The organism is Shouchella oshimensis, assembly GCF_002019765.1.
GTDB classification, from domain to species: domain Bacteria; phylum Bacillota; class Bacilli; order Bacillales; family Bacillaceae_D; genus Shouchella; species Shouchella oshimensis.
The window spans coordinates 3,517,872-3,539,543 of sequence record NZ_KV917380.1 but is presented as its reverse complement, the minus strand read 5'-3'; the positions used below and the strand labels follow the sequence as shown (position 1 = coordinate 3,539,543).

General features: G+C 39.6%; 21 protein-coding genes. 12 read left to right on the top strand and 9 right to left on the bottom strand.

What is annotated here, in order from left to right:
• The first annotated feature begins 245 nt into the window (after positions 1-245).
• Positions 246-1,517 carry a histidine--tRNA ligase gene (locus BK583_RS17750; protein ID WP_055735529.1) on the top strand — a complete coding sequence of 424 codons (1,272 nt, stop codon included), beginning with the start codon at positions 246-248 and terminating at the stop codon, positions 1,515-1,517.
• A 50-nt stretch (positions 1,518-1,567) separates the two neighbouring features.
• Here the strand turns inward: BK583_RS17750 and BK583_RS17745 are convergent, their stop codons facing one another.
• Together BK583_RS17745 and BK583_RS17740 are read right to left on the bottom strand one after the other, a co-directional pair.
• Positions 1,568-3,067 carry a UDP-N-acetylmuramoyl-L-alanyl-D-glutamate--2,6-diaminopimelate ligase gene (locus tag BK583_RS17745; RefSeq protein ID WP_160319273.1) on the bottom strand — a complete coding sequence of 500 codons (1,500 nt, stop codon included), beginning with the start codon at positions 3,065-3,067 and terminating at the stop codon, positions 1,568-1,570.
• A gap of 168 nt (positions 3,068-3,235) precedes the next feature.
• Positions 3,236-4,018, bottom strand: coding sequence for an alpha/beta fold hydrolase (locus BK583_RS17740; RefSeq protein ID WP_055735531.1), 783 nt, complete (start codon positions 4,016-4,018; stop codon positions 3,236-3,238).
• A gap of 642 nt (positions 4,019-4,660) precedes the next feature.
• On the opposite strand from BK583_RS17740, the gene BK583_RS17735 reads away from it, so the two are divergent.
• The 6 genes from BK583_RS17735 to BK583_RS17710 all read left to right on the top strand — a co-directional run bounded on the left by BK583_RS17735 (position 4,661) and on the right by BK583_RS17710 (position 11,919).
• Positions 4,661-7,375, top strand: a complete 2,715-nt coding sequence (locus BK583_RS17735) for an aminotransferase class III-fold pyridoxal phosphate-dependent enzyme (RefSeq protein ID WP_055735532.1) — start codon at positions 4,661-4,663, stop codon at positions 7,373-7,375.
• Positions 7,372-8,547: a DUF3419 family protein gene (locus BK583_RS17730; protein ID WP_055735533.1), complete on the top strand. Its 1,176-nt coding sequence runs from the start codon at positions 7,372-7,374 to the stop codon at positions 8,545-8,547. The genes BK583_RS17735 and BK583_RS17730 overlap by 4 nt, the downstream gene beginning before the upstream one ends.
• A complete protein-coding gene (locus tag BK583_RS17725) occupies positions 8,525-9,676 on the top strand; it encodes a Glu/Leu/Phe/Val family dehydrogenase (protein ID WP_055735534.1) in 1,152 nt (383 codons plus the stop codon). Before BK583_RS17730 ends, BK583_RS17725 begins: the two co-directional genes overlap by 23 nt.
• Before the next feature lie 100 nt (positions 9,677-9,776).
• Positions 9,777-10,376, top strand: a complete 600-nt coding sequence (locus BK583_RS17720; RefSeq protein ID WP_038476798.1) for a TetR/AcrR family transcriptional regulator — start codon at positions 9,777-9,779, stop codon at positions 10,374-10,376.
• Between the two features lie 31 nt (positions 10,377-10,407).
• The gene (locus tag BK583_RS17715; protein WP_038476800.1) at positions 10,408-10,782 is read left to right on the top strand and encodes a DUF5367 domain-containing protein; all 375 of its coding nucleotides are present in this window, start codon (positions 10,408-10,410) and stop codon (positions 10,780-10,782) included.
• 18 nt (positions 10,783-10,800) lie between these two features.
• Positions 10,801-11,919 carry an acyl-CoA dehydrogenase family protein gene (locus tag BK583_RS17710; RefSeq protein WP_051667279.1) on the top strand — a complete coding sequence of 373 codons (1,119 nt, stop codon included), beginning with the start codon at positions 10,801-10,803 and terminating at the stop codon, positions 11,917-11,919.
• A gap of 63 nt (positions 11,920-11,982) precedes the next feature.
• Here the strand turns inward: BK583_RS17710 and BK583_RS17705 are convergent, their stop codons facing one another.
• From BK583_RS17705 to BK583_RS17680, 6 genes are all read right to left on the bottom strand, one after another.
• Complete coding sequence (locus tag BK583_RS17705) at positions 11,983-12,297, bottom strand: DMT family transporter (protein WP_055735535.1); 315 nt, start codon at positions 12,295-12,297, stop codon at positions 11,983-11,985.
• Entirely contained in the window at positions 12,297-12,647 is a 351-nt protein-coding gene (locus BK583_RS17700; RefSeq protein WP_055735536.1) for a DMT family transporter, read from the bottom strand. The genes BK583_RS17705 and BK583_RS17700 overlap by 1 nt, the downstream gene beginning before the upstream one ends.
• Before the next feature lie 205 nt (positions 12,648-12,852).
• Positions 12,853-13,545: an ABC transporter permease gene (locus BK583_RS17695; protein WP_055735537.1), complete on the bottom strand. Its 693-nt coding sequence runs from the start codon at positions 13,543-13,545 to the stop codon at positions 12,853-12,855.
• The gene (locus BK583_RS17690; protein WP_055735538.1) at positions 13,542-14,537 is read right to left on the bottom strand and encodes a LytTR family transcriptional regulator DNA-binding domain-containing protein; all 996 of its coding nucleotides are present in this window, start codon (positions 14,535-14,537) and stop codon (positions 13,542-13,544) included. Before BK583_RS17690 ends, BK583_RS17695 begins: the two co-directional genes overlap by 4 nt.
• Positions 14,538-14,594: 57 nt before the next feature.
• Positions 14,595-14,810 carry a hypothetical protein gene (locus BK583_RS17685; protein WP_038476810.1) on the bottom strand — a complete coding sequence of 72 codons (216 nt, stop codon included), beginning with the start codon at positions 14,808-14,810 and terminating at the stop codon, positions 14,595-14,597.
• A 20-nt stretch (positions 14,811-14,830) separates the two neighbouring features.
• On the bottom strand, positions 14,831-15,319 hold the full coding sequence (locus BK583_RS17680; RefSeq protein WP_038476812.1) for a hypothetical protein: 489 nt from the start codon (positions 15,317-15,319) through the stop codon (positions 14,831-14,833).
• A gap of 331 nt (positions 15,320-15,650) precedes the next feature.
• On the opposite strand from BK583_RS17680, the gene BK583_RS17675 reads away from it, so the two are divergent.
• The 3 genes from BK583_RS17675 to BK583_RS17665 are packed head-to-tail and all read left to right on the top strand — an operon-like array spanning position 15,651 to position 18,293.
• Positions 15,651-16,874, top strand: coding sequence for a NupC/NupG family nucleoside CNT transporter (locus BK583_RS17675; protein ID WP_055735539.1), 1,224 nt, complete (start codon positions 15,651-15,653; stop codon positions 16,872-16,874).
• Positions 16,875-16,911: 37 nt separating this feature from the next.
• Positions 16,912-17,463, top strand: a complete 552-nt coding sequence (locus BK583_RS17670; protein WP_055735540.1) for a TetR/AcrR family transcriptional regulator — start codon at positions 16,912-16,914, stop codon at positions 17,461-17,463.
• An 11-nt stretch (positions 17,464-17,474) separates the two neighbouring features.
• Complete coding sequence (locus BK583_RS17665) at positions 17,475-18,293, top strand: purine-nucleoside phosphorylase (RefSeq protein ID WP_055735541.1); 819 nt, start codon at positions 17,475-17,477, stop codon at positions 18,291-18,293.
• 33 nt (positions 18,294-18,326) lie between these two features.
• Here the strand turns inward: BK583_RS17665 and BK583_RS17660 are convergent, their stop codons facing one another.
• Positions 18,327-18,572 (bottom strand): hypothetical protein, encoded by a 246-nt coding sequence (locus BK583_RS17660; protein WP_035396274.1) that lies wholly within the window; start codon positions 18,570-18,572, stop codon positions 18,327-18,329.
• 235 nt (positions 18,573-18,807) lie between these two features.
• On the opposite strand from BK583_RS17660, the gene BK583_RS17655 reads away from it, so the two are divergent.
• Both BK583_RS17655 and BK583_RS17650 read left to right on the top strand, forming a co-directional pair.
• Positions 18,808-19,650 (top strand): PRD domain-containing protein, encoded by an 843-nt coding sequence (locus tag BK583_RS17655; RefSeq protein ID WP_035396276.1) that lies wholly within the window; start codon positions 18,808-18,810, stop codon positions 19,648-19,650.
• A gap of 114 nt (positions 19,651-19,764) precedes the next feature.
• Positions 19,765-21,660, top strand: coding sequence for a beta-glucoside-specific PTS transporter subunit IIABC (locus BK583_RS17650; RefSeq protein ID WP_055735542.1), 1,896 nt, complete (start codon positions 19,765-19,767; stop codon positions 21,658-21,660).
• Positions 21,661-21,672: the final 12 nt, after the last annotated feature.

Sequence of the window (21,672 nt, the reverse complement as noted above, 5' to 3'; positions counted from 1 at the left end):
AAACAAATTGTATTTCCTTTGTCGGTGTGATACGATCATATGCATTCGAGGTGAGTATAGATGGTACTATATCAAATGAAAATACTTGTAAGCTCACAACTTCATCATCATAACAAGTAGTCTTGCTAGCCGATTTCTAAAAAATCGCACATAGGAAGACTATTTCTCATGAAACCGTATTTGATTAAGTGTACCACTAATCAAGTGCGGTTTTTTATGTTTACTAAAAAAAGGAGGAAAGAAGAATGAAGAAAATGGATTACCAAAATGTAAGAGGCACACAGGATTATTTACCAGCAGCGGAAGGTATACGACGGAATATGAAGAGAACCCTTGAGGACGTGTTTAGTCAATATGGCTGTAAACCGCTAGAAACACCTATTTTGAACTACACCGATTTAATGGCTTCTAAATACGGTGGAGGCGCCGAGATTTTAGAAGAAATGTACACGTTAACAGACCGAGGAAAGCGTGATTTGGCACTGCGATACGATTTAACCATTCCGTTTGCAAAGGTAGTGGCGATGAATCCAACGTTGACCATGCCATTTAAACGTTATGAGATTGGGAAAGTTTTTCGAGATGGTCCTATTAAAGCTGGGAGATTTCGGGAATTTACCCAATGTGATGTCGATATTGTTGGCGTTGACACCCAAGTTGCAGAAGCAGAATGCATGTTAATGGCGGTGGATGCGTGTGAAAAACTCGGATTACCAATGGTGATTCACTATAACAACCGTAAGCTGTTAACAGGTATGCTTGCATGTATAGGAGTAGAAAAGGAAAAACAAAGCAGAGTGATCCTCACTATCGACAAATTGGAGAAGATTGGTGCGAGCAACGTTGTGAAGGAGTTACACGCGCAAGGGCTATCTCAACAGGTAACAGCCACGATTGAGTCGTTTTTACAAGCAGGACATTCAATGGACTACTTCAAACGATACGCGGAAGAAAGTGTAGACGTGCAACAGGGAATAGCAGAAATAGAAGCACTACAGTCGTTTCTTACATCTTTAGCCATTGAGAAACAATGTGTCTTTAATCCTTTTCTTGCTAGAGGACTAGAAATTTATACGAGTACGGTATACGAGCTATTTTTAGAAGATGGAACGATTACGTCAAGTATTGGCAGTGGTGGTAGATATGATCAAGCGATTGGTGGGTTAATTGGTACAGATGAAACGTTCTCAACAGTTGGGATATCCTTTGGCCTTGATGTTATGTATGAAGCAATTCGTTCTACGAACCAGCCAGCTAGTCCATTAGTAGATTATTACATTGTTCCATTAGGCAAGCAGACCGAAGCCTTGTTAGTGGCTCGTGAGTTACGAGAGCAGGGCTACCGAGTTGAATGTGAATGGTCCAGTAAGAATCTACGAAAAGCGTTAACGAAAGCGAATAAAGAGGGAGTGAAGTATGTCATTATCATTGGGGAAGAGGAAGTGGAACAGAATCAGTACAAAAGAAAAGATATGCAGTCAGGTGAAGAAAAGAGGATACCGTTTCGATTTGCGTAAGAAGGTAGTTCAGACGACATCAATTCAGTAAAAGATGTCGTCTGTATCGTTTAAGCGGAGGTTGTTTTGGTGTCTTGCTCAAGAAATAGATGAATGTGCTTGAGGTCATCATAGGGTAAGCGTTTTCCTTTAACGATCTGATAATTTTCCATGCAAATACCGGTAATGAGGATAAGATCGCCTTCATCTGCTAATGATAGTGCCTTTTGAATGGCTTCGCCTCTTTCTCCTACTAGGTGTAGGTGCTCAGGTTTATTTATAAAACCAGAGATAACATCTGCCATGACGGTTTCTGGGTCTTCATCGCCAGGATGGTCAACAGTTACAACGATTTCATCCGCTTTTCCTTCAACAGCCTTTGCAATTTCTGGTCGTAAATAGGAAGGTCTGACGCCAATACCAGCAATAAGAAGTATTAATCGTTTATAGGAAAAGGGTTTTATAGTATGGAACAGTTTTTCAAAAGCGAAAGGACTATGAGCAAAGTCAAAAATTAACTGCCTTCCTGGATAATCGGTTAGTAATTGGAAGCGACCAGGAGCTCCTTTAACAAGTGGAAAACAACGAATGATTTCCTCTATAGCGTATCCTTTTACCAGACAAGTCGTGACGGCAGCTAAAAGGTTTGCAACATTGTGTTCTCCGAATATCGGTGCCATAACGGAGTAGCGTTTCCCATGGACGATTAAGTCGAAGGAGGTACCAGATTGCTGCGTTTGTAGTTTTTGTGCCATGACGGTCGCTTCCTGTTCAATGCTATAGGTCCAAAGCTCTCCTTGAAACGAGTTAATAATGGCAGCTGACATCCCTGCATCATCAAGGTTCACAACCGCTTTGTTTGCTTGTTGAAAAAGCTTCAGTTTTGCGTTTCGATAATGCTCCATAGTGTTATGAAAATCAAGGTGTTCTGGTCGTAAGTTTGAATGAACCGCGATATCAAACTGTAATCCATGAAGGCGCCCTTGTTCAAGGGCAATGGACGTGGCTTCCATCGCAACGTGAGTTGTTTTGTTTTCTCTAAGTTGATCAAAGAGCGTATAAAGATCAGATGATTCTGGTGTAGTAGGTGTGGTTGTTTCTACATTGATTTTTCCGTATTGATCCCAAACTCCTGCTGTTCCAATGGAAGCGGTTGGCTCGCCGAGAGCGTTTACTAATGAGCGTATGTAAGCCGTAATGGTTGTTTTTCCGTTTGTACCGGTAATTCCCGTTAAGGCAAGTTCCTTATGTTTGTTTTGATAAAAAGCAGATGCAAAGCTAGCCAGCGCTTTTTTGCTATCATGAACCACTACAAATGTACGGTCAGGTCGTTTGAAATACCAATCCATCATAAGTTCTTTTTCACTTCCAACGATAACCTGAGCGCCATTTTTTATGGCAGAGTCTATATATTGGTGACCATCCACGTGCTGTCCTTTTATACAAATAAAACAGCTATTGGTTGTGACTTTCCGTGAATCGTACGTGATGGAATGAACGGTGGCAGGGGAGGGGCCGACAACAAAAGCGATGGTTTCAAGCACGTTTGACTGTTGAAATAAATTCTCCAAAAAAGTACCTCCATAATTAGGTAATGAGTGAGTCGTGCTTGTAGTCATTAGACTAGTACCTACTCATACCTTTTAAAAGGTAATTTGAAACCTGATTTATTAAAATAATTATTTATGGAGAAAGTAGAGGAAAAAAATAGAGGGAGGTTGAAGAGGATATTGTATCTATTAGGACCTTTCTAACGATACTAGATGTTTCATAATTAGGTTGTTCACCTGTACAGGATTATCAAGATTTGTCGCATGGTGAGCGTTTTCGATGTAAACAAGTGTTGCTTGAGGAATCTTATTTGCCATTTCTTTTTGTTGGCGCGCTGTCATCGTATCATGATCCCCTTGTAGAATAAGGGTAGGGCAGCTTACTTTGTGAAGATCCTCCTTGCTTTCCATTCTGGATACGGCATCCCAAATACGTACCCACTGCTTATGTGGGATAGAAAGAACGGATTTTTTGATATAGTCAGCATTATTCTTATTAAAGGTTGATAGGGTTTTTGCTTGTATAGAAGCCATTAGGCTCATGGGGATGAATCTACTAGAAAGGCGGTTAAGCGGAATAGCTAGTTTTTCGAACCAGTTATACGTATTGGTAAAGGGCGTGCCGATTAATAGTAAGGATTGTACGTAAGAAGGATAACGAATAGCTGTTTGCAACGAAATATGGCCCCCCATAGATAAACCGCAAAGGTGGGCTTGCTTTATACCTAAATGTTGGAGAAGCGCGATTAAATCACTGCTAAATTCTTCAGAATCTACTTTTCTATCCGGTAAAGTAGATTTTCCATGTCCCCGTACATCCCAAACGATTGTTTTGTAATCATTAGAGAGTTCCTCTACTTGTGGTCGCCACTGTGCATGATCCCATGAAGCCCCATGGGTAAAAAGAATTGCGTCACCAGAACCAGCGACTTCATAATAAATCTCGCTATTATTATGAGAAAAAAATGGCATAAAGACCTCCTAGATAATGTGTAGAGTAAATGAATAGAGTATGTATCTATCATTACGTTTCGAAAGGGCTTTGTCAACGAGAATAAGCCATTTCAAATCATGATTGAATGAATCAAACGTTTAATTAATCGTGTATAACATCCTTCAAACGAATAAATTGCTAAACTATGAAACAATGTTTCTCATTCAAGGTTTTCATTAGCTAATTTCGGGTAACTGAAAATAGCTAGTGGTTTTTTCATTTTTTGTAAATGGTGGGTCATAGCACTAATCATCATTTTGAAGAACTTGTTTTTTATGATTGGGTATTTTTAAGGTGAACCAGCGGTCATATCCAGTCATTTGAAGCTTGTATTTGATAAGAGCTATTGTCTAGACATTTTTGATCATGCTCGATTACACTGTAGTGCCAGTGTAAAGGTTACGTTAAAGTTTGGTTAATGGAATTTCATTACTATAGCGATTTTGTTACGCTCTAAGAGTATTTAAGAGTGATTAAAAAATGGATACTTCATTCTTTTTATTAAAATGATTATTTTTTCTTCCCCCTATTGATTGACAGTTTTGGTTTTTATATTTATGATATTTTAAATAGTGGGTCAATTCTTTTTTTTGAAATAACATTTGAGAGGGGAAGCTTATGTGAAAACGATCAATCCTTCAATTTCCAAGATTATGACCATTTTTCATATGGATAAGACCTATATGAAAGGAAGGCGCAATCGGCTTTATGATGCGAATGAAACTGAATATGTGGACTATACCTCACAATACGGAGCACTACCTCTTGGTTACAACCCTGAAGAAATATGGCGGAGTATTAAGACTTTTAAAGAAAATCAATACCCAAGTTTGTGTCAGCCATCAGCCCCTTTTTTTGCAGAAGAATTAGCTATCCAACTAACTAACCTTTTTGTTGATGATCTGAATATTTGTACATTTGCACAAAGTGGTGCGGAATCGGTAGAAGCAGCAATAAAGTTAGCAAGAGCTTATTCGAAAAAAGAGAAAATTCTTTCTTGTCACAAAAGTTTTCATGGAAAAACACTTGGGGCCTTATCCGCTACTGGGCAAAAAGTGTATCAAGAGCCGTTTTTTATTCATCATGATTCCTATCCTAAAATTCCTTACAATGATCTTCAAAGCTTGTCGGAAGTTTTGAAGACGAGTGGAGACGAAATTGCTGCGTTCATAGTTGAACCGATACAAGGAGAAGGTGGCGTTAACATTCCAGACGCTGAATACTTATCAACAGCCATTGCGCTATGTCATTCATATGATGTATTGGTCATTGTGGATGAAATTCAAACTGGTCTTGGTCGAGTAGGGAATTGGGCGGTGACCTCGGAAGAGAAACTATTGCCGGACATTGTTTTGTTATCTAAGGCGTTAGGTGGGGGGTTAGTTCCGATCGCAGCTTGTATTAGTCGAGAAGTACTTTGGACGGATCGGTTCGGTTTAAATCATAGCTCAACATTTGCGAATAATAATTTTACTTCGAGCGTAAGTTTGTCCTTTATTCAAGCAATAAAAAACCAAGATGATTTCTTCGAGAATGTAAAAGAGCGAGGGAATGAACTTCGTGAAAAGCTTGACCAATTAAAGGAAAAGTGGCCAGGTGTCATAAAAGGAATTCGTGGTAGAGGTCTTCTTTGTGCGATTGAATTTGAGCAAATAGACGCAAGTGATTCTTTTGAAATGGCGAACCTCATTTCTTTCGGTGGCTATGGGTACATGATTTCAGGTTACTTATTAAATGTGCACCATATAAGGATCGTTCCTTTTTTAAATGATCCATTAACATTGAGGATGCAACCACCATTAAACGTTGATCGATGCGATATTGATTATTTTTGTGAAGCCTTTGATCGTTTATGCGAGATATTATACAAAAAAGATTTTTACTTATTGTATCGTTATACAGTAGGGGATTGTCGAATACCAGTTGAGGTAAGAAATTACCGAGACCGAAACCTTCCGATCTTGTCATCAATGATCGACGAAACGAGTCATTTAGTAGGTTCGTTCGCGTTTCTCTGTCACTATCCGTCAACAAACGATTTGATCAAGAATACCCCTTCGTTTGAACAGTTTAGTGAAGAAGAGTTAAAGGACATTTTGAAATGGGAAGCAGACTTCTCCGGTGCAGGTGTGATCTGCAAATTGCCGGCGATCAAAGGGGCTGATGGCAATTACGCAGAAGGTTGGCTAATCGGCATTACATACGGTGGGGAGGAAATTCTCGACCGTCCTAAAGAAGAGGTCTTACGTACGATAAAAGATGGCGTTCAGCTTGCAAAAGAGTTAGGGGCTGATGTCATTGGACTGGGTGCCTATACCTCAATCGTTACAAGAGGAGGCTATGATTTACTTGATGAGGGTGTCACGTTAACTACTGGGAACACACTCACAATGATTAATGCAACAGAAGCGATGCTAAAAGGAGCGCATTTATTAGAACATACCATTGCCGACTCCACAATCGGTGTAATCGGAGCGAATGGTGCCATTGGAAGAATTGGTTCTTATCTTTTAGCGAGGAAAACCTCCAAGTTAACGTTAATTGGAAAAAATGGCAACAATCCTGTTGCTAACTATAACCGCCTGAAGAAATTGGCTAATGGGATTTACCTCGATTGTTTAACGGAATGTAAAGAAAATACAGGAATTCGTAAGCGGTTGTTAGATGTTCTCCATATGGCACGGTGGACGGACCAATTTGAAGAAGAGTTATCAATCTTGGATACATGGCTTGAAAGTCCGACCATTACGAAATCGTCTCTTCCAAATGTGATCGATCCAATCGAACGGATCTTTGAAGCATTAAATGAACCCATTCCCATTAGGTATAGTGTGTATTTGGAAGAAGAATTAGCTGATATGGATATCATTCTCACAGCAACGAGTTCAATGAGTGAGTTTGTTCCTGTTCACTTAATTAAGGCAGGAGCCGTCATATGCGACGTGTCTCAGCCTCCAAATGTTGGAAGGGATGTGCAAAAAGAGCGGAAGGATGTTCTGATTATTGAAGGGGGACTTGTTCAGTATGCTGACCCTATTCGATTTGGACAAAACTTAGGCTATGATGCAGGTCAGAATTTAGCTTGTTTATCGGAGACGATGTTGCTTTCACTCGACCAAGCGAATAAAAGCTATGGGATAGGTGGACGAATTCGAATGGAAGATGTGTATTACATTCAGCGGTTAGCAGAAAAGCATCAATTTAGACTTGCAGACCTGCAAAGCTTTGGTAAAAAAGTAACCGATGAAGATATCTTAAACATTCGGGCAGAAATAGTGTTACGTCAGGAAGCGAATGCTTATTCATCTAGTACGATAAAGGAGGCAGGCAAATGAGTGGAGTCGATACCATTCAGCGAACTCAAGTACCGTCGGTAGAAGATAAGCTCAAAGAAAGCATTTATCAAAATGATTGGCTTTTATACACAACGAGTGACGAGGATTCTGATTCAGAGATAAGGGCTCTTGATATCCAGAATGAGGATGTTGTTTTATCTGTTACAGGTAGCGGTTGTCGGAGTTTAGCGCTTCTCATAAAGGAGCCAAGTAAACTGATTTCAATTGATGCCAACCCTTACCAGAACTTTTTACTTGAATTAAAAATGGCAGCGATTAAGCATTTCGAAAGAGAGGATTGTTTAGCGTTTTTTGGTATAACGGAAAGTGAAAATCGCCGAGAGATGTTTCAACAAGTAAAAGAAGATTTATCCGAACAGGCGCAAACATTTTGGTTAAGGCACATTGAAAAGATTGAAAAAGGATTTATTTATTTAGGTAAACATGAGATGTTCTACAAAAAGTATATGGGTTCATTCCTGTTTCGTTTTAGACGAAAACAATTCAAAGAATTATTGGCGTGCGAGACCATTGAACAACAAAGAGACTATTTCGATAAAAACTGGAACAATTTTTTATGGAAACGAGCAGTTAAGCTGTTGAGTCAAAGAGTATTCTTCGAGAAATTTTTAGGGGATCCAAGTTACTTTAATCAAGTCAAGAAGGATTTCTCCATAGGTGATTATTTATTGTCGAGGTTTGAGCATACATTTAAACACCATTTGGTCCAAGAGAATCATTTCCTTACCTTTTTGTTTTGTGGACACTATATAAATGACAAGGGTCTTCCTGTTTATCTGCTAAAAGAGAATTATGACATCATCAAACGGAATCTTCATCGCGTCGAGATCGTCACTGATCGAATTGATCCTTACTTAGCATCCTTACCTGAGCGAGCAATTGATAAGTACTCTCTTTCTGATATTTCTGGATGGATTCCATTAGAAGAGTTTCGTTTCATTCTTGAGGATGTGAAGCGGACAATGAGTGAAAACGGAAGGCTATGCTATCGCAATTTTTTAGCGAAGCGCACTCTTAGTGAAGTTGGTATTGTTGGATTACAACAAGATAACGCGATGATGGCTGAATTAGATGCAACAGATCGTGCGTTTGCTTTTAGTTTTGAAGTCGCGCAAAAGGAGGAAACCAATGAATCCGTATTACGAAGTTGAATGGTACGATAAAGAAACAAACACTAGAGTTTTTATTGTAATCGATCAATTGATGGGTGGATTAGCTGCTGGAGGTATACGAATGAGTCCAACCGTAACGATGGAGGATATTCGCACTCTTGCTCATTTGATGACAAAGAAAAACAGTGTTATGGGTATACCGCTCGGCGGGGCAAAGGTTGGAATAGTCGGTGATCCGGGAGGTGCTGATAAAGAAGAGAAGTTAAGAGCATTCGGTCGCATGGCAGAGTCTTTATTAAAAACAAAGCTTTTAATCGGTGAAGATATGGGAATATCAAGTCAAAACGTCAAGTCTATCTATGAATCCATTTCTTTTAATCCCATTGAACTAGTCGTTCAAATAAGACAACAACAAGGGTTTCAGATCCAGATGCCTGAAGGGAAAAATATTGACGATTTATTAAGTGAGACGTTTATGGATTACCTTGCTGGTTTTGGTCTAATGGAGGCAATGGAAGAGGCTGCCCACTTGATAAATCTGGATCTTGAACAAGCTCAGGTTGGTCTTCAAGGCTTTGGAACGGTAGGCAGTGGAATTGCGATGCTTTTATTAGAGAAAGGGTCAACGATAACAACGGTTAGCGATGCCCATCGTTGTATGTATAGACAAACAGGTTTTTCTCTTCCAGAACTTCAAGTCTTAAAAGAGCACGGTGGAATCATACAGCCAGAGCTATTCAAAAATGTTAAAATCGTGCCATCTAGCGAAATCGTTGCACTACCTATAGATATATTTATACCAGCATCGATTTCACATGCTATACACAAAGACAATGCCGATAAGATAACGGCAAGCCTCATTGTGGAAGCTGCGAACTTTCCAACAACGAATGAAGCAGAGCAGATCTTGTTGGAAAAACGTAAAGTAATTCTTCCTGATTTCGTTGTAAACGCCGGATCAGCGACAGGTTTTGGTTTATTAATAACAGGGCAAGCAGACTATCAGGGTGTTTTCCAAGCAACTGCTCAGCGAATTAGAGGAACGGTGAAAACGATTTTAACAGAGAGTTTAAAAGGCGAAAAAACACCGCGAGAGGTTGCCAATGAACTCGCTTCTTACAACTTAAAAGAAATGGAAACAAGTGAACGGCAAGTGGAGACAAAGTAAACCATTGAAGGCTATGTGTTTAGTTAGGTAGGATTGACACTTGCTATCGATCATTATAAGCTTTTAGTTATATAACTAACTTATAATGAGGGGGCTAAGCATGGCCGAACCAAATGTGATTACGAAACAAGATTTAATTGAATCTGCGAAAACGTGTATTGTTGAAAATGGTGTCAATAAATTAACCCTTAAAGCAGTTGCACAAGGAGCAGGAGTAACGCAAGGCACTGTTTACTATCATTTCAAAACGAAAGACCAGCTAATGGTTGAAGTCGTAAGTGATATGTGTCAAACGTCATGGAATCGATTAGAAAAAATGAAAAAAAATTCGAATCAACAAGCGAAAGAATGGATTCAAACCGGTTTAAAATCTGCAACTGAAAGAAATTCAAGCGATTCGTCCTACCACTCTTTATTTTCATCATTGGTCACTGCTAGTTTGCACAACGATAAAATACGAGAACAAATCAGTGAACTACTAACCTATGAAAATCAAGTGTTACAAAAACAAATTGAAGCTGTGGTAGGGGAAAGGCTTTATGGTGTATCAGCAGAGACCTGGAGTGTGTTAATGAACGCTTTAATAGATGGTTTAGCCATTCAGTCTATGATGATTGAAGATTTTGACGCAGGAAAAGTGTTTAAAGGTCTTGAAACCCTCCTTTTAAAGCAGATGGAAGAGAATCAAGCATCGGAGTAAGACTAAAATCGTATACAGGAGGTGATCATGCTTGTTCTTTCTATTTTGGGGTTTCTTAGTGTGGTTAGGGGCAACGGCTATCTTTCGATTTTTAGGGCAGTTCTTCTTCACCCCGGATAATACCTTTTTTCTAGTGGCAGCGTATGTCATTGTTGTTCCGCTAATACTTGTTATTACGCTACCCCTTTATCGGTATAAAAAGCTGAACGCTTTTAATCAATTGAAAGCTGCGGTTTTTATTGCACTACCGGGAATGGTGTTCGATGTTATTGTGTTAATTTATTTCGCAGAGTTTTTTGTGAATTTGGATCCGGGAATGGATCAGTTTTTTGCATCGTGGTTATTATTGGCTTATTCTGTCATTTTGCTTACAGGATTGATTTCTAATGGGAAACAACGTTCTTAAAAATGAGGAGGAATTGGAATGTCATTGTTTTTAGAAAAGGAACGACAAGTGTTTCGTCAGTATTTTCCAACGATTGATGAAGAGTTCGGAAAAGATTCTTTATGGGATCGTGAAAAACATACAGACGAACTTCTTCAACAAGCGAAAGAATCAGGAATGACCGCATTAATGATTCCTAAGGAATATGGTGGCAAAGGAGCGACGGCTCTTGATGCCATCTATATCCAACGTTGGATTGCGAGTAAGTCTCCTTCTCTTGCTGTTTCTTTAATGATGCACCAATTCTCAGTTGCGTCTCTAATTGAAGCTGCAACCATACAACCTAATTTACAAGAAGTCCTTAAACAAATTGCCGAAAACAATCTCTTATTAGCCTCTGCTTTTGCAGAAGGGGTAGAGAACACCCTTTTTTCACCAACTGTTCAAGCGAAGGGAGTAGAAGGTGGCATCATTGTAAATGGAACAAAAAAACCATGTACCAATTCGAAGACAATGGATCTCTTAACTGCCAGTGTTGGTCTTCCTAACGGAGATTTGGCGGTTATTACCATACCTTCAAACACAGAGGGTATTCATGTGAATGACTTTTGGGAGCATTGGATCTTGAAAGGTACGCACACGGAAGAGGTAGTATTAAAAGATGTGTTTGTCCCTAACGCGTGTATTTATCGTGCTGGGCCACCTGAAAGTGTAGATTCGACTATTACAAACGGGTTACTCTGGTTCGAACTTTTTATGATTGCTACATATATAGGCGTTACATCAACCCTTGTTGAGAAAGTAAATAAGGCGAATCGTGTGCCTTTGGATCGATTGTTTGAGTTAATGGCTGAGCTGGAAGGCGCGATGACTTCGTTAGAAGGGATTGCCTTTAAGTTTGAGAGTAAGCAGTATGAGCAGTCTATTCTTCAGGAAACCCTTTTTGCTCGCCATGCAATCGACAAAACGTTGGAGCGACTTTCAACACAATCTGCCAAAATGCTTGGAGGCCTACAATATCTAACGTCGAAAGAAATCTCTTATTTGTTACTTGTCAATCAAATGATTTCGTTTCATCCGCCATCTAAGACTGAAACGCTACAGATGTTTGAACTGTATGCACGAGGAATTGAACAGGAAGTGACGGTTCAACAATAATAGAATGAATCCCTTGCTACTAGGATTTAACTCCTAGTAGCTTTTCTCTTTATGAAAATCAATCTAGGATACAATCTTTAAACTAATGATACACGCAATGATTCCACCTACTAACGCAAGTTTCTTCCAGTTCTTTGGTTCGTTAAACAGAAACATACCTAATAGGACACTTCCAGATGCGCCTATTCCTGTCCAAATCCCATAGCCAATGCTGATGGGAACTTCGACTAAAGAGAGGGAAAGAAATAAAAGGCTAAGGCCCATGAACAGAAAGAAAAAAAGAGTAGGCTTTAATTTGGTAAAACCCTCTGTTAATTTAAGATTAATGACCCCACATACCTCAAAGCAACCAGCCAAGACTAAAAACATCCAATACATTAGATTTCGCCTCCAGTACGAGTATCCGGCGGTTCGTCTTTTACTAATTTAAGTCCAATAATGCATGTAATGAGAAGAACGACAATAATAACTTTCGGTAAGCTAACAGGATCGCCTAATATCGCCATACCAATAATTGCCGTTCCAAACGCTCCAAGTCCGGTAAACACGGCATATGCGGTGGACACGGGTACGGTCTTTAACGTTTTCGCAAAGCAATAAAAGCTTAAACTAAACAAGATAACGGTTGGAATGACAAATTCTATTTTTGTGAATCCGTCTGAGTAATCAAGACCGAGTGCCCAACCTACTTCCAGTAACCCTCCGATGACTAAATACACCCAAGCCATACGACCTCTCCTTAACAATTTGATTTATTATAAATGACAATTAAGAACGTATACTGACCATTCTTTCTTAAACCTAAAAATTGATTTTATGACAATTAGTCAGTTTAGGCAATGAAAAAAGAGTCCAGCCGATAATGATACCGATTACTTTGTGAACGTTTTGTTGCCAATAAAAAAAAGCTGTCTATAAGAATCAGACAGCTTGTTATAAATCATTTGTTCTCATTTTGTTCATAAACCACCAGGTGAACACGATTACGACAATGATCATCCAAAGATAAGGGGTAAGTAAATAAGGCAGTAAGGAGTCGCTCGTTACGCCATAATACAAGTGATAATTGGGGAACAACGCGATCCACTGCATGTAACCTAACTGATGATTCATGAGCAAGCCTTCGAGAAACAAGTAGAATAAGGCAATAGGAGTACCATATAAGCTCACCTCAATGGTATTTTTTGCTTGTAAGCCTACAAACGTTCCTGCAAGTAGCATGATGATAATAACGGGAAAGCTAAGAACAAGTAAGTTAAAGCTAATCGTTGGATCAAATCGATAGAAGAGTAAAAAGAGAATAACAAGAACGGATGTAACGAGAAACGATACAAACATTTTTATAATAAGGACATCCTTAATGGAAAAACCAACTTGTTGTAAGCGTCTTAGCGTCCCTTGTTCTCTTTCTTCAACAACAAGATTTCCCTGCGTAAACATCGTTACCATAGCGAAGGTAAACCCGATAACAAAGGAAATTGGAAGATCTTGTCGCGGATACCAGAGAAAAATAATCGTGACGAGAAGGCAAATGATTACGTTAAAGAGAACTTGCCCATTCCAACGTAAATCCAATAGATCTTTATAGAATAACGCTTTTTTCTGTTCTTTTGTGAGTCTTTTCATAGCTGAATCAACTCTTTCAACTTACTATAATTCCCTTTTGATAAGGGGATGGTACTCTTCGACGTATTATCAAGACTAAGACTATAACTATTTTTACTCCACACAATAATTTCCCTAACTCGTTGAAGGTTGACTAAATACGAGCGATGGCATCTGAAAAAACCTAACGGTTGTAAGCGTTCCTCTAATGCTTTAATGGTGGTAGAAGAGGAGAACTCTTCGTGGTTAACAAATAAATACGTTTGCCCATCTCGTGCTTCGATATAGTCGATTTCCATCGGGTTAAAAAGCATAATCTTGTCATCAATCTTGGCACTTACTTTATTTAATTGGACTTGCATATCCGTGCTATCTGGAGAAGATTTTTCCTCTATTGTTCCTGGTTCCTCGTCATCTTGCTCCAATTCATGCAACCCCCGTTCGTTGTACCGGTATACTTTATTCCCTAATCGGATGGCATCCTCTAGCGTCGTTGTGAAGATAAGAATAGTGCCACCGTTTTCAGCTAAATGGGTGAGTAAGGTATGCAATACTTGCTTTGATTGTAGGTCGAGCATAAGGGAAGGATCTTCAAATAGATACACTTCGGCTTGTTGTATAAGAGCAGAAGCAAGTTGTAAACGGCATCTTTCAGAATGGGTTAAGAACTTGGTTTTTTTGTATGCGCATGTTTGCAGTTCACACATCGTTAAAATCGTGTTTACGTCCATATCTTGTTGATACAATCTGCACCAAAAGGCCACCGTTTCGCTAACGGTTAACCGTCGATATAACCCATCATCACGCTGAAAAAAATATACGCTGTTTTCTGGAAATGAAATGGTCCCGCTCTTCAGTTGATTTGGATGATGAAACAATTCAAATAGCCGCTGAATGTATTCATTCTCGCTTTGAATAGCAAGGATATCCCCTTTTTCAGCACTGAGCGTCAAAGGGGGAACCTTTACGATGTTGCCTTCAATTTTTGTTAAATTATTAAAAGAAAATGCCATGGTTGATTAAGGCTCCTTTGTCATCTTGTTCTTAGTGTATACGGTAGGGAGAAAAAATCAAAATGGTTCGTGCTTATCTCCATTTCCCAACATGATTGCAAGAATGACAATTCCTAGAATGCTAACGAAGCCAGCCGGAACGAACCAAGAAGGGGATTCGTAGTTTGGCAGAAATGGTACGGCTTTCGATAATGGATCATAAATCACTAAAAAGGGCAACACAGCGAAAAGAAACATAAGTAGGACTAAAAAAAGTTTAACCGATGCTTTCAAGACGAACAAATCCTTTCATTTTAAGAGAATGGATTCAGATTCGGTATATATTCAAGAAGGTTTATACCATAATGGAACGCAATGCCTAAAGCAATGGACCATGTTCCAATGGCAATTCCTTGCCATAGGCTGACATACGATTTTTCAGCTCCTGACGCAATCGAGATGGCAGCGCAAACGTGGTAACAAATGATTGGACCAGCAAAGGACAGACCGGCGACTCCATATTTATTGAAGATGCCTTGTGCTCGTGCATAGCGTTTAGTTGATTTCTTTCCATTGGATTTGCGGAACTTCGCGATTAACCAAATGAAGACCATAACAGAGAGCCAGTTGGCAATAGCTGCAATAAGGATGACGGGAATACTCGGAAAGCCAAAAAGAATGCCAATCGGTACGGCCACATAGGATTCGAAAAAAGGGACAATCGAAATGACAAATACACTTAGATATTGTATCCATGTATCTGCCTCAATTAAGGTAATTAAAAGATTTTGAAAGGTTTCCATCTACGATCACTCCTGTTTAATTTGTCTCCTTCATCATACTGTTGGCATGCTTTTACCGCATTCAAATACTGGTGAAAAGAGGCAGAATTCTGTTGGAAGGAGAATAATTGGTGTGAATGGTACTCAAGAATGTCAGAAGCCTTGCTACGGATGAATTCAAGCTAACGGTTATTCGTGAATGGAGCTGTAGGGTTGCCGAATGGAGCCGGTGAATGTAATCATTTAGACAATCTCTTAAAGAAAAATTCTGATAAGTACTGTTTTTTTCCTTATACATGATTTATGATAATTATGTAGACTGGTCTAATGAATATAGGTGTGGGAGGAAAACATGGTCGAAGTATTATGGGGATTGGCTGGCTGTTTTACGATTATCGGTATACTTTACTTGCTATCAGAAAACAAAGGGAAAATTAATTTTTACACAGTCGGGATTGGTTTTGCTCTTCAGATTTTATTAGGTTTTGCTGTTCTCCGCTGGGATTTTGGTCGTGAGGCATTACTTGTTTTATCGGATTGGATTATAACGGTTATCGGTTATGGAAACGAAGGCTTGGCATTTGTGTTTGGTCCACTGGCACAAGGGGGAGAGTTTGCCATATTTGCGGTAACGGTTCTTGGCATGATCATTTTCTTAACAGTTCTTATTAGTTTGCTTTATCATATTGGTGTCATGCAATGGGTCGTCCGAATTCTTGGTGGCGGTATTGCGAAGCTCATGCGTACATCCTATACAGAATCCGTTGCAGCAGCAGCAAATATGTTTTTAGGTAATACGCAAACGCCGTTAACCATCAAACCCTATCTACATACGATGACACGCTCACAAGTATTTTCGTTAATGGTTGGCTGTTTATCTTCTGTGTCGGGTGCCGTGATGATTGGTTTAAGTACAATGGGGATTCCGCTAAACTATCTATTGACAGCTGCGGTCATGTCAGCACCAACAGGCATTATGCTTGCTAAACTGATGGTTCCAGAAACAGAAGTGACACAAGAACGCTTTTCTGATATTGCGGAAAGTGTAGATGAACGGAACAAAGATACGAATCTTCTTGATGTGATTCAAGAAAGCTCAAGAGAAGGCCTTCAATACGCGATAAATGTTGGATTAATGCTCATTGCGTTTATTAGCTTAATTGCATTATTGAATGGGTTTATCGGTGGTTTAGGAGGACTTGTTGGTCTGGAAAATATAACGCTAGAAATGATGCTTGGGTTTGTATTCGCTCCGATTGCATTCCTTATCGGCATTCCATGGGGGGAAGCGGTACAAGCGGGGAATTTAATTGCTCAGAAGTTGTTAGTGAATGAATTTGTTGCATTTAGCAGTTTCTATTCATCAATGGATGCATTCTCACCTAAATCCATTGCGATTCTAACGTTTGCCTTAAGTGGATTTGCGAACTTTGGCGCCGCTGGCAGTTTAATTGGTATGCTTTCTCGCATGGTTCCAGATCGAAAAAAAGAATTTCAAGGTATGTTTGGAAAAGCGTTGTTTGCAGCCACTTGTGCAAACCTCTTAAATGGCGCAGTGATTATGATTATATTATAATTTTGTTAGCTGACAGAACAATAAGGGATTGGATAAGGTGTCTAAATCGACAAAAGAAAATATGATTGAAACAATGGCAATACTTTTGCAGAAGCAAGGGTATCATGGTACTGGATTAAACGAAGTCATTCAGGTGAGCGGTAGTCCAAAAGGATCTATTTATCATCATTTCCCAGGCGGGAAAGAAGCGTTAGCAGTAGCAGCCATTCAATGGACGCAGGAGCAAGTACACTCGTATTTAACGATGCAATTAGCAAAAGAAAAAACAGCCAATATCGCTATTGCAAAGCTTATTGAGGATAGTGCGAATCAATTTGATGAAGGTACATATTTTCGCGGTGTGCCGATGATTGCTCTAACCCTTGAAAACGCTTCATCAAGTGAAGCGATACGGTTAGCTTGTAAAGAGGCATTTGAAGATTGGGAACGCCTCATTGCCGAAAAATTGATGGATGGTGGTCTTCATGAAGCAGAGGCACTGAGACGGGCATCAGTGATCCACTCGATGATGCAAGGAGCTGCCGCAGTAAGTTTTGCCAAGCAATCAAGTGAACCACTGCGATTAGTCGCAACTCATATTTCTATTTAGGAGGAAGAAACATGAATCTAATTGAACAAATAAAAGAAGCAACAAGCTATATTCAATCAAAAACAAGTACGGTTCCAGAAGTAGGCATTATTCTAGGGTCTGGGCTCGGTAATCTAGCAGATGATTTAACAAATGCGGTAGAAATCCCATATGAAGATATTCCACATTTCTCAAAATCAGCAGCCATTGGCCACGCTAATAAGCTTGTAGTTGGTGAATTAAATGGCAAGACGGTGGCGGCAATGAAAGGGCGCTATCATTATTATGAGGGCTACACTCTTGGTCAAGTGACTTTCCCTGTTCGTGTAATGAAAGCATTAGGGATACAAACGGTTATCATTACGAATGCGTGTGGTGCTGTTAACACATCCTTTAATCCAGGTGAACTTATGTTGATTAACGATCACATTAATCTGGTAGGTTCAAATCCGCTAATTGGTGAAAATGAGAACGAACTTGGGCCACGTTTTCCGGACTTATCAGAAGTATATAGCAGTCGCCTTCGCAGCATCGCGAAAAAAGTTGCTGAAGAACAAGGCACAAAAGTAAATGAAGGCGTGTATAGTTGGTGGAGCGGACCAGCATACGAAACACCAGCAGAAATTCGTATGATTCGCACTCTAGGAGGAGACGCTGTAGGCATGTCAACTGTTCCTGAGGCAACAGTTGCTACACACGCAGGTATGGAAGTGTTAGGGATTTCCTGTTTAACGAATATGGCTTGCGGAATTTTAGATGAGCCGCTAAGTCATGACGATGTGATCGTGGTTGCGGGTAAAGCGAACCAAGCGTTTACGTCGCTTGTTAAAGGCATTTTAAAAGAACTGTAAAGAAGAGGAAACCTGTCGATTGGACAGGTTTTTTTAATTGGTATGGTTGGAGTGCTTTTCTTTTCGAAGGTGTGAAAGTTCTTCTAAAATGTGCTCTTGGGTCTCTTTTATGGCGGTTAGATCTTGACGAAATTGTGCTTGCTCCGATTGATTCTGTTTAATCGTCTCTGCATGTTTCTTTCGCTGTGTGTTGATTTTTGGGATGAGAACAATAAGGAAAATAAGCGTGAGCAGTAAGGATACGAGCGGGATAAGTAGCATAATGAGGTTAATAGTCATCTTCTCCAAGACCTCCTTTTCTTTCACTTTAGCATAAAGATGGAAAGGTTTTCTATTAAAGGTTGTAACGAATACTAGTTGACATCGGTTACAAAAAGCAGTATGGTGTAATCATAATACAATACGGGATTGTTACTGATTCGATCAGGCATTACCTATGTTAAGAGCACGCAAGCATTTTTTGTGTTTCTTAAGATGGGATTTTTGTTGTTTTTGGATAGGTGGAGGACGTAGTATGAAATTCATAAAAGCATTCAATAACAATGTTGCATTGGTGAAAGATGATTCTGAGTTAGAGTGGATTATCATGGGAACAGGCGTCGGTTTTCAGAAAAGCAAGGGCGACCTCATTCCTGAGGAGGACATTCGTCGTAAATTTGTTGCGGAACAATCTTCTACTCGAAAGCCTATTATGCAAGTGTTGAATGAAATTGATCCTAAAGTCCTCGACGTATCAGTAGAAATTATTAAAAATGCTGAATCCAGTTTAAAGGTTACATTTACGAACTCTATTTATTTAACCCTTGCCGATCATTTAAGTTTTGCAATCAAACGCTCAAATGAACGAATTGATTATGCTGAAGCGAGCCGCTGGGAAGTGAAAAATCTCTATCCTAAGGAATATGAAGCAGCGAAGGAAGCCATTCGTCAAGTATTTGACAAGCTTGATGTGCTGTTACCGAAAAGCGAAGAGACGTTTCTAACCTATCATTTTGTGAATGGTCAGCAAGAAAACAAAACGAAAATGGAAGAAACATTAAAGATGACAGAGTTGATTAATCGTGTGATTGAACTTGTTCAATACCATTTTCAGATTAAATTAGACGAGGATTCTTTGAACTATACAAGGTTTGTTACTCATCTACGCTATTTTTTAATACGACAAATGAAGCAAGACGCACTTGAACAAGAGGAAGTGGATAAAACCCTTCTTGAGCTAGTGAAAACGAAGTATGAAAAAGCGTATCAGGCGGTTGAAAAGATAGCAAAACTACTGGAAACAAAATACGGTTGGACACTTTCATCCAATGAAAGGCTATATCTTACTTTACATGTTTGGCGTGTGACCAAACGTTAATTGAATAATGAAGAGTCATAGAGGATTGTTACTGATTTGATCAGGCATTACCCAAACGGTACGGCATACGTCGACTGTTTGGGTATTTTTTATGCTCAAAATAGGAGGAAAACAATGACAAAGCATAAGGAACTAGCAGAAAAAGTCCTTAGTCATGTAGGCGGAGCAGGAAACGTTTATCAAGCATGGCATTGCGTTACCCGTTTACGCTTTAATTTAACAAACAAAGACAACGTTGACATTGAAGCCATTAAACAAATAGATGGCGTATTAGGCGCTCAATTTTCAGGCGATCAGTTTCAAGTCATTATTGGAAACAAAGTGGCTGATGTTTACGCAGAGTTAGAACCACTAGTAGAAAATGAAGGTGGGGGAAAAAACGACCAAAAGAGTGAAAAGTCAGGCGTCATCTCGTCTGTTATGGACTTTATCTCTGGTGTGTTCACTCCTATTCTTCCGGCTTTAGCAGGCGCCGGTTTACTTAAAGGGTTTCTGGCTTTATTTGTAACCGTTGGCTGGATGACAAATACAGGTGATACGTATGCGGTTTTAAATGCGATTGGCGATAGTGTCTTTTATTTCCTGCCGTTTTTCCTAGCTGTTTCTACAGCTCGTAAAGTAAAGACAAATGAGTATCTTGCTTTAATTGTAGCTGGGACGATGATGTATCCAACATTTATTGATGCTGCTAATGGACTGACGGATCAAACAAGTTTTACGTTGTTTAATCTTTCATTCATTTCCATCCCTGTCTTAAGTTATGCATCGAGTGTTATTCCCATTATCTTATCTGTTCTACTTTTAAAATATGTTTATAACGGCGTTAAAAAAGTAGTACCGTCTGTTATTTCATTAATGTTCTCGCCTTTACTTACATTCTTAATTGTTTTGCCTATAACGTTATGGATTATTGGTCCACTTGGATCGAATTTAGGGGAAGGACTTTCAACTGTTTTTGTTTGGCTTTTTGATGTCGCAGGTCCTGTCGCAGGGTTGCTACTAGGTGGTCTTATGCCGCTCGTTATCATGACGGGGATGCATTATGCGTTTGTTCCAATTGCGATTCAGAACATTAACTCCAGCGGAACCGATACATTTTTGCAACCTATGATGTTCATTAGCAATTTAGCTCAATCAGGGGCAGCTTTTGGTGTTGCAGTTCGATCGAGAAATAAAGCGTTAAAACAATTAGCTGCCTCTTCAGGTATTTCAGCGATGATCGGTATTACGGAACCAGCCATGTATGGAGTGAACATGAAGTTAAAGAAACCGTTTATTTATGCCATGCTTTCAAGTGGTGTACTTGGTGCCTTTGCAGGATGGTATGGTTTTAAAGCCTTTGCTCTTGGTGGTTTAGTAGGTGTATTTTCGATTCCTGTTTTTGCAGATCCTAGTGGAGCGGTTGGCGCGATTGTCGTAGCGGTTCTTCTGTTTGTTCTTTCGCTTGTCATTCCGTTTGTGCTCGTATTGGTCTTAGGTTTTAAAGACATACCAGAAGAAAACGATTCAACGCCAGTAGTTGAAAATAAAAAGGAAATCGTTGCTTCAGGTAAAGAAAAAGCAATCAACTCCCCATTAAAAGGAGAATTAGTACCTTTAAAAGACTTATCTGATCCTACGTTTGCCCAGGAAATTATGGGAAAAGGCGTCGCGATTGAGCCGACAGAAAACCGGATTTTTGCTCCTATATCTGGAGAGGTCATGGTTCTTCCTGACTCTCAACATGCGATTGGGATTAAAGGAGACGAAGGCGAAGAAATTCTCATTCACATAGGAATTGATACCGTGTCCCTCAAAGGAGAGCACTTCAAAGCATTCGTACAAGTAGGGGATCGGATTGAGGTTGGGGAACTGCTCATAACGTTTGATCGTGAGGCCATCAAGGAAGCTGGATTTCAAACGGTAACGATGATCATTGTAACGAATACACCAGATTATCTAGATGTCCTTCCTATGAACGAATCTGGTCTTATCTTTGAAGGGGAACAACTGTTAACCATTATTCGCTAAACGTTTTGGGGG

Excerpts from the sequence above, each read along its gene's own strand:
- BK583_RS17700 (WP_055735536.1), bottom strand. The coding sequence starts at position 12,647 with ATGGCTTGGGTGTATTTAGTCATCGGAGGGTTACTGGAAGTAGGTTGG.
- BK583_RS17695 (WP_055735537.1), bottom strand. The coding sequence starts at position 13,545 with ATGAAAAGACTCACAAAAGAACAGAAAAAAGCGTTATTCTATAAAGAT.
- BK583_RS17690 (WP_055735538.1), bottom strand. The coding sequence starts at position 14,537 with ATGGCATTTTCTTTTAATAATTTAACAAAAATTGAAGGCAACATCGTA.
- BK583_RS17725 (WP_055735534.1), top strand. The coding sequence starts at position 8,525 with ATGAATCCGTATTACGAAGTTGAATGGTACGATAAAGAAACAAACACT.
- BK583_RS17660 (WP_035396274.1), bottom strand. The coding sequence starts at position 18,572 with ATGACTATTAACCTCATTATGCTACTTATCCCGCTCGTATCCTTACTG.
- BK583_RS17655 (WP_035396276.1), top strand. The coding sequence starts at position 18,808 with ATGAAATTCATAAAAGCATTCAATAACAATGTTGCATTGGTGAAAGAT.
- BK583_RS17710 (WP_051667279.1), top strand. The coding sequence starts at position 10,801 with ATGTCATTGTTTTTAGAAAAGGAACGACAAGTGTTTCGTCAGTATTTT.
- BK583_RS17720 (WP_038476798.1), top strand. The coding sequence starts at position 9,777 with ATGGCCGAACCAAATGTGATTACGAAACAAGATTTAATTGAATCTGCG.
- BK583_RS17675 (WP_055735539.1), top strand. The coding sequence starts at position 15,651 with ATGGTCGAAGTATTATGGGGATTGGCTGGCTGTTTTACGATTATCGGT.
- BK583_RS17680 (WP_038476812.1), bottom strand. The coding sequence starts at position 15,319 with ATGGAAACCTTTCAAAATCTTTTAATTACCTTAATTGAGGCAGATACA.
- BK583_RS17665 (WP_055735541.1), top strand. The coding sequence starts at position 17,475 with ATGAATCTAATTGAACAAATAAAAGAAGCAACAAGCTATATTCAATCA.
- BK583_RS17705 (WP_055735535.1), bottom strand. The coding sequence starts at position 12,297 with ATGTATTGGATGTTTTTAGTCTTGGCTGGTTGCTTTGAGGTATGTGGG.
- BK583_RS17650 (WP_055735542.1), top strand. The coding sequence starts at position 19,765 with ATGACAAAGCATAAGGAACTAGCAGAAAAAGTCCTTAGTCATGTAGGC.
- BK583_RS17750 (WP_055735529.1), top strand. The coding sequence starts at position 246 with ATGAAGAAAATGGATTACCAAAATGTAAGAGGCACACAGGATTATTTA.
- BK583_RS17740 (WP_055735531.1), bottom strand. The coding sequence starts at position 4,018 with ATGCCATTTTTTTCTCATAATAATAGCGAGATTTATTATGAAGTCGCT.
- BK583_RS17730 (WP_055735533.1), top strand. The coding sequence starts at position 7,372 with ATGAGTGGAGTCGATACCATTCAGCGAACTCAAGTACCGTCGGTAGAA.